The organism is Lentilactobacillus kisonensis DSM 19906 = JCM 15041 (genome assembly GCF_001434135.1).
Classification (GTDB): domain Bacteria; phylum Bacillota; class Bacilli; order Lactobacillales; family Lactobacillaceae; genus Lentilactobacillus; species Lentilactobacillus kisonensis.
The window spans coordinates 54,728-69,433 of the sequence record NZ_AZEB01000014.1 but is presented as its reverse complement, the minus strand read 5'-3'; the positions used below and the strand labels follow the sequence as shown (position 1 = coordinate 69,433).

Sequence of the window (14,706 nt, the reverse complement as noted above, 5' to 3'; positions counted from 1 at the left end):
TGGGTTTGGATTTTTGGCTGAAGCAACTTAGATGCAAGTCTCTGCTTGGGGAAGCACGTTTCCACTAGGTTGCCAAGGAAGACCAGAAATCCTGATTTTGAATTTTTAGCTAAAGCAACTTAGGTGCAGGTTCCTGCTCGAAAGAGATTCACTTCCAACACCTCATTTTCCAACCATCCATCAGCTCATTATTCTGATAACCAACAACAAGAAGGGAAGTCAAACAATGCGGGTAAAAGACACATTAAACTTAGGTAAAACAAAATTTAAAATGCGTGGTAATCTCCCAGTAAAGGAAGTTGATCGTCAAAAGGCATGGGATGATAATCATGTTTATCAACAGAGGCAAAAATTAAATCAAGGCAAACCAACCTTTATTCTTCATGATGGCCCACCATATGCGAACGGCGACATTCATATGGGTCACGCAATGAATAAAATTTCAAAGGATATCATTGTTCGGTATAAATCAATGACCGGGTTTCGGGCTCCCTACGTTCCTGGGTGGGATACGCATGGTTTGCCAATCGAACAAAAGCTGACACAAGCTGGCTATGACCGTAAGAAAATGTCAACCAATGAATTTCGGAAACTATGTCGTGATTACGCTTTAAAACAAGTAGAACGACAGAAAGCTGAATTTAGACGATTAGGCGTATCCGGTGACTGGGATAATCCGTATTTGACCCTGAAACCTGAGTTTGAAGCCCAAGAAATTCGAGTATTTGGTGCATTTGCTAAACGAGGATTGATTTATAAAGGCAAGAAGCCCGTCTACTGGTCATGGTCGTCAGAATCTGCATTGGCTGAGGCTGAAGTTGAGTATCACGACGTCACATCACCAACAGCCTTTTATGGTGAAAAAGTTGTTGACGGTAAGGGTGTTTTGGATAACAACGATACTTATATGGTTGTTTGGACCACGACTCCTTGGACGATTCCCGCATCAGAGGGTATTACGGTTGATGCTGGTTTTGACTATTCCGTTGTTCAACCTGAAGGCGAAACCCGGCATTTTGTGATTGCCAGTGAACTGGTTAATAAAGTTGCTGAATTAGTTGGGTGGCAGGATGTTAAAACCCTAAAGACGGTGAAGGGTCAAGAACTTGAAGGGGTTCTTGCTGAACATCCATTTGATCATAGCCGCAAATTACTCACGATGTTGGGTGATTTCGTTGACCTAGAAGAGGGAACTGGATTAGTTCATACGGCTCCTGGTTATGGGGAAGATGACTTTAATATCGGCCGTAAGTACGGTCTAGATATCTTCGCCCCCGTTGATGATAAGGGATATTTGACTAAGGAGTCTGGTAAGGACTTTGCGGGTGTCTTTTACGATGACGCTAACAAGATTGCTTTAGACAAATTAAAAGATGCTAACTTGTTGCTACGGTATATGCCGCTTAAACATAGTTATCCATTCGACTGGCGAACTAAGAAGCCAATTATCTTCCGAGCAACGCCACAATGGTTTGCTTCCGTTGACAAGATCAAAGACGATATTCTTAAATCACTCGACGATGTTGAGTTCTTCCCTGATTGGGGAAAAGTTCGACTTGCTAACATGATTAAGAACCGTGGCGATTGGGTTATTTCCAGACAACGGGTTTGGGGAGTTCCATTGCCAATCTTCTACGGTGAAGACGGTGAGGCAATTATTACCGAAGAAACCATTAATCACGTCGCTGACTTGTTCGAGAAGTATGGTTCTGATATCTGGTTTGAAAAAGAAGCCAAGGAGTTGCTTCCTGATGGCTTTAAGAGCGAACATTCACCAAATGGCAAGTTTACCAAAGAAAATGACATTATGGATGTTTGGTTTGACTCTGGATCTTCCCATCAAGGGGTTCTAGAAGAACGTGACGATCTTACTTATCCAGCCGATATGTATTTGGAAGGCTCTGATCAGTATCGTGGTTGGTTTAACTCTAGCTTGATTACAAGCGTTGCGGTTTCAAATAAAGCACCCTACAAACAAGTCCTTTCACAAGGATTTACACTTGATGGTCAGGGACATAAGATGAGTAAGTCATTAGGAAACACGATTGCCCCAATTGATGTTATCAAGAAAATGGGAGCTGAAATTGTTCGTCTATGGGTTACTTCGGTTGATACGTCCGCCGATGTCCGGGTTAGTACCGAAAACTTTGTGAAGGTTTCCGACTCTTATAAGAAGATTCGAAACACAATGCGTTACTTGTTAGCCAACATCTCTGATTTTGATCCAAAGAAGGATCAGGTGGCTTTTGATCAATTGGAGACTCAAGACCAATACATGATGGTCTTATTGAATCAGTTCTTGGCTGAAGCTCGCGATTGTTATGAAAAATATGACTTTCTAGATTTGAACAAGAAATTAATTAGCTTTATTGCAACCGACCTCTCTGCGTTTTACTTGGATGTTGCCAAAGACATCGTCTATATTGATCGTAAGGATGGTCATAAACGCCGCTCAATGCAAACGGTTATGTATGAGGCTGCCGTTACGTTAACGAAATTAATGACGCCAGTATTACCACATACGGCTGAAGAGATCTGGCCATTCTTAACTGAACCAGAGGAATTTGTTCAGTTAACCGACATTCCAGAGCCAAAGCATTTTGATAATGATGCAGCGATTCTCGCAAACTGGACCACCTTTATGAAATATCGGGATGACGTTTTGAAGGTTCTTGAAGGCGCCCGGGATGCTAAACAAATCGGTAAGTCTTCAGAAGCTAAACTGACAATTTACGCAACTTCTGAAGTGAGTGAGTTGTTAGATAGCCTCCATACTGATTTGGCAACTGTTTTGATGGTGTCACAGTTAGAAGTTAAGGACTTCACCGATGCACCAGATAACAGTACTAAGTTTGACAGTGATGGCCTTGCGTTATTAGTTGAAAAAGCGGCCGGGAAGGTTTGTGAACGCTGTCGTTTAACTAAGACTGATGTTGGTGCCGATACTGATTACCCAACGTTCTGTCAATCATGTGCTGAAATTGTTCGCAGTCAGTTCCCAGAGACGGCAACAGAAGGCTTTGAAGAAAAATAATGGGGATCTAGAAATTGACTGCATCAGAAGAGTCAATTTGGGATATCAATTCCCCTTTGTTAAAATCTATTTCAAATTTCATAGTTAACCTGTAAAATGAGGCTAGTGACAATTAAATTGTCTTAGCCTCATTTTTGCGGAGACTGATGCTTGGGATCCGCTCAGTTATTTTAGGACCGCTTCTCCAGGCAGAAGTCTGGATCCGCTCACTTTACTAGGACAGCTGTGCAAAAGCAGAAACTTCCACGTAAGCACCTCCGACAAAAATTCCCCCAAACCAGGAATTTCCTCGATAGGAGACTTACACTCCGATCTCTAACCGCTTTGTTCCGCTCACTTTATTAGGACAGCTCCTCCAGGCAGAAGTCTGCGTATAAGCACCTCGGGTAAAAATTCCAGAACCAGGAATTTCTACCCAAGGAGACTTATACTCCGACTTCTAACCGCCTGGATCCGCTCACTTTATTAGGACAGCTGTGCAAAGCAGGAATTTGCATGTAAGCACCTCTAACAAAAATCTCAAAACCAGGGATTTTTGTTAGAGGAGACTTACACTCCGATCTCTAACCGCTTTGCGCCGCTCACTCTTATTAGGACAGCTCCTCCAGGCAGAAGTCTGCGTATAAGCACCTCGGGTAAAAATTCCAGAACCAGGAATTTCTACCCAAGGAGACTTATACTCCGACTTCTAACCGCCTGGATCCGCTCACTTTATTAGGACAGCTGTGCAAAGCAGGAATTTGCATGTAAGCACCTCTAACAAAAATCTCAAAACCAGGGATTTTTGTTAGAGGAGACTTACACTCCGATCTCTAACCGCTTTGCGCCGCTCACTCATATTAGGACAGCTCCTCCAGGCAGAAGTCTGCGTATAAGCACCTCGGGTAAAAATTCCAGAACCGGGAATTCCTACCCGAGGAGACTTATACTCCGACTTCTAACCGCCTGGATCCGCTCACTCATTTAAGGAGGAACCATTTTGCTAAAAGGGAAAATTAAAACTTACAGTCCAAGAAATGCGTTTGGGTTTATTACTCAAAATAATGGCGATGACGATCTGTTTTTCTTTAAAAACGCATTTCCAGAAGACCAATACGGCACAATTCAGATTGGGGCCCAAATTGAGTATGTCGTTGTTGAGGGGCAAAAAGGTCCTCAAGCAGCGAAAGCTCATGTCATTGAAGAACAGGAATGATAATTGCATTCGTTCATAAATGTTTGTAAAATTAGATCATTAAACAAAATAAGGTGATTTTTTGAACTTTGTCGAACACGTAATTGATTCCAAAAAAATTTACGATGGTGCAATTATCAATGTCGAAAAGCAAACGGTCCGCTTACCCAACGGCCAAGAAGCATTTCGAGAAATTGTCCATCATTCTGGTGCCGTGGGGGTTTTAGCGTTAACCCATGATAATAAGATCATTCTTGAAAAGCAGTGGCGGGCACCTATTGGTAAGACGACGATTGAAATTCCGGCTGGTAAGGTTGATAGTCGGGATAATAACTTTCATCATGCGGTTATCCGTGAACTAAATGAAGAGATTCGTTACGTTCCGCAAACCGTTAAACGATTATGTGGCTTTTACTCATCAGTTGGCTTTTCAGATGAATATATGCAGCTCTATCTGGCTGAAGATCTTGAACCGGTTAAGGATGAGCTTCCCCGTGATAAGGGTGAATTCTTGGAAATTCTTAAGAAATCGCTTGATGAAGCCATTGAGATGATTGAAAACGGTGAGATTGAAGATGCCAAAACAATCATGGCGATTCAACATTGGCAACTCATGCAAAAGTAGGTGATCACTTATTGGCAACTGATGATAATCAAAAAGACTCAAAAGCGTTGACGCGAGAGCAGTATCGAAAATTAAAGCAGCAGCAAGATGATGATTTCAAACAACGTGATAAACGTCGGGTTCAAGTTGAGCGACAGTATGCCAAGGAACATCAGCAAGATTACAACCAGGATGTTCCTGATGAACCTCAATCGGCTGAACTCACGGATGATTTTAAAACATTTAGATGGAAAAAAACTAATCGACGACTCAATTGGACAATTTCAGTATTGTTGTTCCTAATTTTAATCGTCTATTTGGTCTTATTTTTCGTCAATTAAGGAGAACTTTATGGCTTACGGAATAATATGTGCAATGGATGAGGAACTGGCCATCTTAAAAGAGGCCCTCGACAATGGTAGCACCGAACATTATGGTAATAACGACTTTTTCATTGGTCAGATTCATCACCAAAAATTAGTCATCGTTAAATCAGGGATCGGAAAGGTGCAGGCAGGGATTACGGCCGCTATCTTGATCGATCACTTTAAGGTTGATTCAGTTATTAACTCAGGGTCTGCTGGTGGCATTGGTGAAGGACTCTCAATTGGAGACGTGGTGGTATCATCTGAAACGGCTTATCATGATGTTGACGTAACCGCGGCTGGTTATGAAATGGGGCAATTACCCAACTTTCCAGCCAGATTCCCAGCTGATCGCCAATTGGCCGACAAAATTCTCCAAGCAGCTAAGGATAATAACGTAGTAACTCATCGTGGCCTGGTTGTTTCAGGTGATCAATTTGTGGCAGATCCGAAGGTAATCGCAGAAATCAAAAAGAATTTCCCTGATGCCCTCTGCTCAGAGATGGAAGGGGCTGCCGTTGGTCAAGTTGCTTATGAGAACGATGTTCCATACGTTGTTATTCGGGCAATGTCTGATGTTGGTGATGAGAATGCCAACGTTAATTTTGACCAATTTATCGTAAGTGCCGGCAAACAGTCTGGCCAAATGTTAATTGATTTCTTTAAGAACGAGTTACTAAAGGAGTGAAACCCTTGAACGAAATTTATTTCGATAACGCCGCAACAACGCGGGTTTCTGATGAAGTATACGCGGAGTTGATGGATAAGTTTAAAAATGTTTATGGCAATGCCTCAACGTTGTATGGTTTGGGACGAAAAGCCCGTGCCGTGATGGAAAACGCCCGCGAAATAATTGCCAAAAGCATCAACGCGGACCCGGACGATATTATTTTTACCAGCGGTGGGTCAGAGAGTGATAATACTGCGATTATGCAAACAGCGATTGCCCGGCAGTCATTAGGCAAACACATCATTACGACCGCCATTGAACATGAGGCGGTTTTAAAGACCTGTGAAGCACTTGAAAAGATGGGCTTTAAGATTACCTATCTACCAGTTGATGAGCACGGAAACATCTCTTTAGATGATTTTAAAGCAGCGCTGGATGATCAGACCATCCTAGTTTCAATTATGATGGGCAATAATGAGGTTGGTTCAGTAATGCCCATTCACGAAATCGGCGACATTCTAAAGGATCATCAGGCATGGTTCCATACCGATGCGGTTCAGGCGTATGGATTGCTGCCAATTGATGTGCAAAAAGATCATATTGATATGTTATCAACGTCGGCTCATAAAATTAATGGGCCTAAGATGATTGGTTTTCTTTATAAGCGTAATGGGATTAACTTCCCAAGCTTTGTAAAGGGCGGCGATCAAGAAGAAAAACGGCGGGCTGGAACGGAAAACGTGCCCGCAATTGCCGGTTTTGGTAAAGCAGTCGAAGCAATTACTGAAGAAGAAAAGGCACGTCGGCAAGAAAAGTATTTCAAGTTCAAAAGAGCCATTGCGGATAAATTGACCGCTAATGGTATTGATTTTGAAGTAAACGGTGAAATCAGTGAGCACAATTTGAACCATGTGTTCAATATCTGGCTCAAAGGAATTTCAACGTATGTAATGCAGACAAACCTTGATCTCGCTGGAATTGCTGTTTCGGGTGGGTCAGCTTGTACCGCCGGCAGTATTGAACCCTCCCATGTCCTCGTTGCGATGTATGGTAAAGACAGTCCGCGAATTAGTGAGTCAATTCGGATTAGTTTTGGCCGTTATAATACGTCTGCTGAAGTGGATAAATTAGTTGCCGCGATCACTCAAATTGCTGGTCGGGTAAAGAATAAGGGGGTGAAGCTGTAATGGCATTTTCAAAGACTGCTCAAGCAAATGGTGATTCACAGACGTACCAGATTAGTGATGGGATTAAACGATATACCTTAAAGGACCTGGGCTTTATTGAAACGAAGGCGGGAAATTTTTCGCTGGATCGTTCACTTGATCCTAATTCACCTTATAATGCTGGTTACAAGTTTAAGATGATGGTTTCAAAGGACTTGGATGGCTTTCGGATGTCGGTTACTACTGGTAACGGGCTAAAGAAGATTAATATTTTTAATGATACTGCTACTGCGGACAGTGTTGAACAATATAATTTTATTATTAATAATTTAATTGACCGCGATGTCATCAAGCGAGTCGACTAAGTTCAACCCACTAACTTTTTGATCAATTGGATCAGGAAAAAGATAGTAATTCTATAATTCAAGCCAATGTCACAATTATTCCAAATTTAGGATAGTTGTGACATTGGCTTGAATTTTTGGGTTAAAAGCATCAGTCTCTTTTTTCAGAACTTGAGTTTCAAATGATACTAAGGATCTATTAAACTGAGTCAGATTGGTCCCAAAGTAAGGTTGAATATGATAAACTTTAACAACCATTTTTGTTAGTAACGTCAATTTTGAAGGGATTCTAATGATTTTAGATATAATTGTTGTTTTATTACTAGTTAGTGGTCTCGTAGGTGGTTTTCGAATTGGTTTTATCAAACAAACCGTTCAGGCGGGGTCGCTTATATTGGCATTTATTGTGGCGATGTATTATTTTCAAGACCTTGGTAATTTGATTGTTCGGGCCATTAATGGTTTGCAAATCAAATTAGCAATCCAATGGGTTTACGTGATCGACATGGTGGCGTTCATTTGCTTGTTTTCGCTTACCCAGGTTGTGTACGTAAAAATCGGAAAACACTTGAATGGCCTCACGCGGGTGCCCGGGCTTCATCTCGGTGATGAACTATTGGGGTCTTTGATGGGGATGGTAACAAGGTATTTGGTTATCTTCTTTGTTTTGAATATCTTGATTGTCTTTCCAATATCTTGGGTTCAAAATCAATATCGTGAGTCATCAATTTCACAAACCATCGTCAAAAAGACGCCAATCATCTCAAAATGGCAGGCAAAACATTTGATAACTCATAGCGCTTCAAAACAGAATTTAGCAGTACTTGAGGTGGGGGTGGCTACTGATGAAATGGCTAAATAGGCTGGTGGCGGTCATTGTCGTTGCTTTAACCATTAACGTATTTGTTCAACCGGATGCAATGAAAACAATTGGCAAACAAATCACCAATGCGGTGGACATGCCGGCAATGCTCATCAGCCACCTCCAAAAAACAGCCACCCTTACCCGGCAAACCGAATCAAGTACTAGCAGGGGTACGCCGATCGAGGGAATTGTGGCAGACCGTCAGCTTTCTAACCACTATTATTATCGATTTGAAAAGGACGTGCCAGTCGAGGCAAGAAGGGTCTTTGCTGAAGCGGTTGAAAAGTATAATCAAACTGGGATTGTTAAAATCTTGCCACTTGCCAATCATGATAACCACCACGCTAATGAAATGACCTTTTATGTTTACCGCAAGCGGGTATCTGCTCAAAGTAGTGCCGTGGAACTTGGACTTGGTGGTCCTAAAATTTACCCATTGATTGGGGCACATCACGATGATTTGAACCAGGGACGAGCTGGGCTCAATATTGAATATCCACAACTTAGTGTCCGCCTTTCCGTGGCGATGCATGAAATTGGTCATGTTCTGGGGCTGGATCATAGTTTAAAGAGAAGCTCAATCATGTTTCCAGTCGATCAAGGCAAAACAACTTTGTCTTCAGATGATTTGGCAACGTTAAGAAAAATTTATCGGCACCATGATTAAGAAAGCATCGTTAACATTCCCGCAAAGTTCTTTGACAGTGGGATGTTAACGATGCTTTAATTTGATCTTCAAAATCCTTAAATTCAAATTCTGTATTGACACGCGTTTTTAAAAGAGATAAATTAGAAGCTAATTAAGATATGATGATAAACGGATAAGTAATGACCAAATGAATTAGCCGATCGCTGACGATTCAAGGTGCCGATTTCTTACATAATTGATCCGAAGAGACCCTACTTAATGATTCGGTTATCATCTAATTAATATTTTTAAGGAGGATACTGGTATATGGCAAAACAAGACATTAAAGACCTTGACTGGAAAAACTTAGGATTTGAGTACAGGGACTTACCTTACAGTTACAATGAGGAGTTTAAGGACGGCAAGTGGCAAAACGGTGGCTTAACGACTGAATCAACGCTGACGTTATCTGAAGGGGCTGAAGAACTTCATTATGGTCAAGAGGTCTTTGAAGGAATGAAGGCTTATCGAACCAAGGACGGCAGTATTAATTTATTCCGACCGGACATGAACGCAAAACGGTTGAATAACTCGGCTAAACGGTTAGTCATGCAAACTTATCCAGAAGATAAATTTGTTGCCGCCGTTAAGGAAGTTGTGAAGGTGAATGAAGATTTTGTCCCACCTTATGGATCTGGTGGTTCATTGTATATTCGGCCGTTTATGATTGGAACCGAACCAGTTGTGGGGGTTTCACCATCAAGTACGTACACGTTTCATATTTATGCAACCCCGGTTGGTGCCTATATTAAGGGATTGCATCCGATGCCATACGTTGTCAGCCAATACGATCGGGCCGCATATGCTGGAACTGGGCAGGCAAAAACAGCTGGGAACTATGCCGGGAGTTTATTACCAGGTAAAGAGGCCCATGATGCCGGCTTTGCTGGTGAATTATATCTCGACCCTAGACAACATAAATATATTGATGAGTTTGGCGGGGCTAACTTTTATGCAATCGGCAAGGATGGTAAATTCTACACACCAAAATCCGATTCCATCCTACCGTCAATTACGAAGAAGTCGATCTTGACGATTGCTAAGGATCTGGGATTAGATCCAACTGAAACCCACATTGATGTTAATGATCTTGATGAATTCACGGAAGCAGGCGCAATGGGGACGGCTGCGGTTATTTCACCAGTTGGTTCATTGACCAACAATGGTAAAAAGCACGTGTTCTATAGTGAAACAGAACCGGGTCCTGTGACTCAAAAACTTTACGATAGCTTATATGGTATCCAAGAGGGTGACGCTGAGGATAAGTATGGCTGGGTAGAGAAAGTCGACTAGGTATGGATACTTCGGTGATGTTGAGTATCAGGGTACCAATAGTAAAAACAACTAGATTTTAGTGGATTACAAAAACATGGCGTGATTAGGGATTGATTTGCTTAATCACGCCATGTTTTTGTCGTTTAAAGAATAAATAGATTAAACAGAAGTGTAACCACCATCAATAACCATGGTGTCGCCAACAATAAATGAAGCGTCATCACTAGCCAAAAAGGCAACTGCTTTCGCAATTTCTTCGGGCTTCCCTAGCCGTCCAAGCGGGTGAAGCTTTGTCAGTCGTTCTTTGAGTCCAGGATTAACGGCATTGAGAAGCGGGGTGTCGATGTATCCAGGAGCAATTGCATTGACCCGGACGCCTTGTTTAGCATAAGTGGCAGCTAAAGTCTGAGTCAAAATTTTAACGCCACCCTTAGCTGCACCATAGGCCGTGATACTTGGCATTGCGACCAAACTGTGAATGGAACCCGTATTGACAATTGCGCCGCCTTTGCCCTGCTTAAGCATCTGTTCTAGGGCATATTTATCGGCTAAGTAAATTCCTGTAAGGTTAATATCAATGGTTCGCTGCCATCTTTTGAGCTCGAGGTCAGTGATATCGCCATCGTTTAAGATTCCGGCATTTGCGAACATGACATCGAGTTTGCCAAATTTTTCAACGGTTTTGTTGATCAAATTTTTGATTTGGTCCTCGTTGGTGACGTCGGTTTTTACAAATAACGCGTTGTCATTTGTATTTAAGCCATCGACAATTTCTTGGCCCTTATCTGAGAAATCACCGACAGCAACCTTAGCGCCTTCGCTTAAAAATTGTTTAACGGTTGCTAATCCAATTCCTGAAGCCCCACCAGTGACAATTGCAACTTTGTTATCAAAACGTGCCATGATGAATCCGTCCTTTCAATAATTGAGATCCAACCACACCTAATTACAACTGCATTGTAATCGCTTTCAGATGGTTTAACAATCAAATGCACTTATAGTTTTATAAGACAAATTATTTCCAAGATAGTTGTTTGATCCAAGTTGGGTAATTCTAGTTGACAGTATCTCTTGAAACCCTTAAAATATTAAAAATTGATTAGATCAAATTAATGTTGATGTGTTGAACGGCGCCCCTCAGGCAGAAATCTATGGGTAAGTCCCTTGGGCAGAAATTCTCAAACCGGGATTTCCGTTCTCGGAGATTTATACGATGGGTCAATTGCCTGGATCGGCTTACTTTATTAGGATCGTTGCGCAAAGCAGGGATCAGCACGTAAGCCCTCCTAACAAAAATTTCAGCTCGGAATTTCTGTTAGAGGAGGCTTACGCGCCGATTTCTAATCGCTTTGCTCCACTTACTTTACTTTTAGGACAGCTTCTAACAGCTTTGTTCCGTTCACTCAAGGAGGAATTACTTATGGCAAAAGCAAAACCCGCTTCAGAAATTGACTGGAATAACCTTGGATTTGACTATATGGACCTGCCTTATCGGTTTTTAGCTCATTATCAAAATGGCAAGTGGGATGATGGAGAACTCAGCGAAGATGCCACGTTACACATTAACGAAGGCTCGACCTCGTTGCATTACGGTCAAGCCGACTTTGAGGGCTTAAAGGCCTATCGAACTAAGGATGGTAGCATTCAACTATTTCGACCAGATCAAAACGCAAAACGAATGACTAGGAGCAGTCAGCGATTATTAATGCCACCATTTCCTGAAGATAAATTTATTAATGCTGTTAAAGAAGTTGTTAAGGCAAACGCGGATTACGTTCCGCCATATGGGACTGGGGCAACCCTTTATTTGCGGCCACTCTTAATTGGTGTTGGTGGCAACATTGGGGTTCACCCGGCTTCTGAATATATTTTCACCATTTTTGCGATGCCGGTTGGGGCTTATTACAAAGGTGGCTTAAAGCCGACTAACTTTACGACTTCTTATTACGATCGGGCAGCACCTCACGGAACGGGTCAAAGTAAGGTAGGCGGTAACTATGGTGGCAGTTTGCTACCTGGTGACGAAGCTCATCAAGCTGGTTACTCCGATGTGATCTACCTCGATCCAGCGACCCATACGAAAATTGAGGAGGCAGGATCGGCTAACTTCTTTGGGATTACCCAGGCGGGCGAATTCGTGACGCCTAAATCAGAGTCAATTTTACCAAGTATCACAAAATACTCGTTACTATGGTTAGCTGAACATCGCCTAGGGCTTAAGCCAATTGAAGGGGATGTGTTTATTGACGATCTTGATCGGTTCACCGAAGCGGGTGCTATGGGAACGGCTGCGGTGATCGCACCAATTGGCGGAATTGAGTATCAGGATCAGCTGCATGTCTTTTATAGTGAGACTGAGGTTGGCCCAATTACCCGTAAGTTATATGATGAATTAACTGGGATCCAGTTTGGGGATGTTGAGGCGCCAGAAGGTTGGATTCAAAGGGTGGATTAATTTCTACTTATTATTTGTGGTAATCATTTCAAGAATGCGTTAGTATAAAGTTTACTGGAAATTACGACCTTCAACTCGTGGATTCTCCAGAATCTAATTGAAATGATGGTGGTTTTATGCAAGACAACAGTCAAACTCGGGTTGTTGTTGGTATGAGCGGAGGCGTTGACTCATCGGTCGTCGCCTATCTGCTCAAGCAACAGGGATACGATGTCATTGGCGTTTTCATGAAGAACTGGGATGATACTGATGAAAACGGCGTTTGTACGGCAACTGAAGACTATAAAGACGTTGCTAAAGTCGCTAATACGATCGGCATCCCATACTACTCGGTTAACTTTGAAAAAGAATATTGGGACCGCGTGTTCACATATTTCTTAGACGAGTATAAAAAGGGTAGAACTCCCGATCCAGATGTGATTTGTAATAAGGAAATCAAGTTCAAGGCGTTCTTAGATTATGCGTTGGAATTGGGTGCCGACTACATTGCAACTGGGCACTATGCGCAGCTAACTCGTGATGCTGACGGTCATAATCATCTGTTGCGGGCAAGTGATGGCAACAAGGATCAGACCTACTTTTTGAGTCAACTTTCAGCTGACCAACTTGACCGGGTCATGTTCCCAATTGGTAATATGGTTAAGCCAGATGTTCGAAAGATTGCTCGAGAGGCTGGTTTAGCAACTGCTGATAAGAAAGATTCAGTTGGGATTTGCTTTATTGGTGAAAAAAACTTCAAGAACTTCTTAGGTCATTATCTACCAGCAACGCCTGGTAAGATGATGACTGTCGATGGCGAAGTCAAGGGCAATCATGATGGCTTAATGTATTACACAATTGGTCAGCGCCGTGGCTTAGGAATTGGTGGCGATGGCGTTGATAACCAGCCTTGGTTCGTCGTTGGCAAAGATTTAAAGCAGAATATTTTATACGTGGGCAAGGGTTATCACAATCCATTGTTATATGCAGATTACCTGGAAGCATCAGATATTCATTGGGTTAACAACCTTGATCGCGGAAAAGATTTCCACTGCACCGCTAAGTTCCGGTATCGTCAAAAGGATACTGGCGTGACCGTGCATATTAGTGATGACGGCCAGTCAGTCAGAGTTGATTTTGATGCGCCAGTGCGTGCAATCACCCCAGGCCAAGCTGTTGTATTTTATGATGGTGACGAGTGTCTAGGTTCAGCAATTATTGATGCCGCTTATAAGCAGGCGGAGGAATTGCAATATGTATAGAGAGTGAGCGTAGCAAAGCGGTTAGAAGCCGGAGCCTAAGCTTGCTTGGTCAGAAATCCTGGTTTTGGATTTTTGAGCAAGTGGGCTTAGGTGCAGGCTTCTGCTTTGCGGAGCGGTCCTAATCAATATAGCCTAGAACAACCACTAAGCAATTCGGGAGATTTCTGCTTGGTGTAGCACGTTTCCACAATGTTGAAAAAAATTCAGAAATCCCTGGGCTTTGGGGATTTTTGCTTGAGCTGCTTACGCACAGCTTTCTGCTTTGCGAAGCGGCCTTAATCTAAGAAATGTGAAAGTGTCATTTTAAAAACAGGCACAAAGAAAGCACCTGAAAAATCCTCAGACTGGATTTTTCAGGTGCTTTTTACATATTGAGATACTTTGCGCGTTTTAATTTAACTAAAGCCACGGGGGTACCTAACAGCCATAATCTAATGGTGTCATTCCAGATTTAAACGCCTTAATAACATCAGCTCCCTTGGTTATTTGCACGGTACTATCTAACAGTTCGGCATCGTCGCTAAGAATGATACTGTTGTTTTGATAGTTGAGCTTTAAACCGGCTTCAAGGAAGTTAAGATCATAGCCGGAAGTAAACAGGTTAATGCCAGCATCGTTGTTTAAAGGGACTGAATAGTGAGCGTCTGGTTGATCTAATACCACGATGGTAAAATTAGCGCCAATCGTACAAGCACCACCATGTAGCGAGTACTGACCACCACCGTCGTCAGCAATTAGTAAAAGAGCTTTGTTAAGAAGTCGTTGCTTTGATAAGACGGTCTTCATTGAATTTGTAATTGTGATCGTTGCCAAATTAATCACCTC

14 protein-coding genes are annotated in these 14,706 nt (G+C 42.3%); 12 read left to right on the top strand and 2 right to left on the bottom strand.

Going from position 1 to position 14,706, the window contains the following annotated elements; translation table 11 throughout:
- The first annotated feature begins 226 nt into the window (after positions 1-226).
- From ileS to FC98_RS08490, 10 genes are all read left to right on the top strand, one after another.
- Complete coding sequence (ileS, locus tag FC98_RS08540; RefSeq protein ID WP_008855490.1) at positions 227-3,034, top strand: isoleucine--tRNA ligase; 2,808 nt, start codon at positions 227-229, stop codon at positions 3,032-3,034.
- 979 nt (positions 3,035-4,013) lie between these two features.
- Positions 4,014-4,229, top strand: coding sequence for a cold-shock protein (locus FC98_RS08535; RefSeq protein ID WP_054655061.1), 216 nt, complete (start codon positions 4,014-4,016; stop codon positions 4,227-4,229).
- 61 nt (positions 4,230-4,290) lie between these two features.
- Complete coding sequence (locus FC98_RS08530; protein ID WP_008855492.1) at positions 4,291-4,833, top strand: NUDIX hydrolase; 543 nt, start codon at positions 4,291-4,293, stop codon at positions 4,831-4,833.
- An 11-nt stretch (positions 4,834-4,844) separates the two neighbouring features.
- Complete coding sequence (locus FC98_RS08525) at positions 4,845-5,153, top strand: hypothetical protein (RefSeq protein WP_040470727.1); 309 nt, start codon at positions 4,845-4,847, stop codon at positions 5,151-5,153.
- A gap of 10 nt (positions 5,154-5,163) precedes the next feature.
- Positions 5,164-5,865, top strand: coding sequence for a 5'-methylthioadenosine/adenosylhomocysteine nucleosidase (locus tag FC98_RS08520; RefSeq protein WP_008855494.1), 702 nt, complete (start codon positions 5,164-5,166; stop codon positions 5,863-5,865).
- 5 nt (positions 5,866-5,870) lie between these two features.
- Complete coding sequence (locus FC98_RS08515; protein WP_040470729.1) at positions 5,871-7,034, top strand: cysteine desulfurase family protein; 1,164 nt, start codon at positions 5,871-5,873, stop codon at positions 7,032-7,034.
- Entirely contained in the window at positions 7,034-7,378 is a 345-nt protein-coding gene (locus FC98_RS08510; RefSeq protein ID WP_008855496.1) for a DUF1831 domain-containing protein, read from the top strand. Before FC98_RS08515 ends, FC98_RS08510 begins: the two co-directional genes overlap by 1 nt.
- A 271-nt stretch (positions 7,379-7,649) precedes the next feature.
- Positions 7,650-8,219, top strand: a complete 570-nt coding sequence (locus FC98_RS08500; protein WP_008855498.1) for a CvpA family protein — start codon at positions 7,650-7,652, stop codon at positions 8,217-8,219.
- Complete coding sequence (locus tag FC98_RS08495) at positions 8,203-8,889, top strand: matrixin family metalloprotease (RefSeq protein WP_008855499.1); 687 nt, start codon at positions 8,203-8,205, stop codon at positions 8,887-8,889. The genes FC98_RS08500 and FC98_RS08495 overlap by 17 nt, the downstream gene beginning before the upstream one ends.
- A 288-nt stretch (positions 8,890-9,177) precedes the next feature.
- On the top strand, positions 9,178-10,203 hold the full coding sequence (locus FC98_RS08490; protein ID WP_008855500.1) for a branched-chain amino acid aminotransferase: 1,026 nt from the start codon (positions 9,178-9,180) through the stop codon (positions 10,201-10,203).
- Positions 10,204-10,344: 141 nt separating this feature from the next.
- Here FC98_RS08490 and FC98_RS08485 read toward each other — a convergent pair whose 3' ends face one another.
- Positions 10,345-11,088 (bottom strand): SDR family NAD(P)-dependent oxidoreductase, encoded by a 744-nt coding sequence (locus FC98_RS08485; protein ID WP_008855501.1) that lies wholly within the window; start codon positions 11,086-11,088, stop codon positions 10,345-10,347.
- Positions 11,089-11,605: 517 nt separating this feature from the next.
- On the opposite strand from FC98_RS08485, the gene FC98_RS08480 reads away from it, so the two are divergent.
- Positions 11,606-12,640 carry a branched-chain amino acid aminotransferase gene (locus FC98_RS08480; RefSeq protein WP_040470733.1) on the top strand — a complete coding sequence of 345 codons (1,035 nt, stop codon included), beginning with the start codon at positions 11,606-11,608 and terminating at the stop codon, positions 12,638-12,640.
- 116 nt (positions 12,641-12,756) lie between these two features.
- Positions 12,757-13,881 carry a tRNA 2-thiouridine(34) synthase MnmA gene (mnmA, locus tag FC98_RS08475; RefSeq protein WP_008855503.1) on the top strand — a complete coding sequence of 375 codons (1,125 nt, stop codon included), beginning with the start codon at positions 12,757-12,759 and terminating at the stop codon, positions 13,879-13,881.
- A 417-nt stretch (positions 13,882-14,298) separates the two neighbouring features.
- Here the strand turns inward: mnmA and FC98_RS08470 are convergent, their stop codons facing one another.
- The gene (locus FC98_RS08470; protein ID WP_050806231.1) at positions 14,299-14,694 is read right to left on the bottom strand and encodes an iron-sulfur cluster biosynthesis family protein; all 396 of its coding nucleotides are present in this window, start codon (positions 14,692-14,694) and stop codon (positions 14,299-14,301) included.
- Positions 14,695-14,706 lie beyond the last annotated feature (12 nt).

Bases quoted from the DNA above. Each gene is read 5' to 3' on its own strand.
- ileS (WP_008855490.1), top strand. From the start codon at position 227: ATGCGGGTAAAAGACACATTAAACTTAGGTAAAACAAAATTTAAAATG.
- FC98_RS08520 (WP_008855494.1), top strand. From the start codon at position 5,164: ATGGCTTACGGAATAATATGTGCAATGGATGAGGAACTGGCCATCTTA.
- FC98_RS08510 (WP_008855496.1), top strand. From the start codon at position 7,034: ATGGCATTTTCAAAGACTGCTCAAGCAAATGGTGATTCACAGACGTAC.
- FC98_RS08500 (WP_008855498.1), top strand. From the start codon at position 7,650: ATGATTTTAGATATAATTGTTGTTTTATTACTAGTTAGTGGTCTCGTA.
- FC98_RS08495 (WP_008855499.1), top strand. From the start codon at position 8,203: ATGAAATGGCTAAATAGGCTGGTGGCGGTCATTGTCGTTGCTTTAACC.
- FC98_RS08490 (WP_008855500.1), top strand. From the start codon at position 9,178: ATGGCAAAACAAGACATTAAAGACCTTGACTGGAAAAACTTAGGATTT.
- FC98_RS08485 (WP_008855501.1), bottom strand. From the start codon at position 11,088: ATGGCACGTTTTGATAACAAAGTTGCAATTGTCACTGGTGGGGCTTCA.
- FC98_RS08480 (WP_040470733.1), top strand. From the start codon at position 11,606: ATGGCAAAAGCAAAACCCGCTTCAGAAATTGACTGGAATAACCTTGGA.
- mnmA (WP_008855503.1), top strand. From the start codon at position 12,757: ATGCAAGACAACAGTCAAACTCGGGTTGTTGTTGGTATGAGCGGAGGC.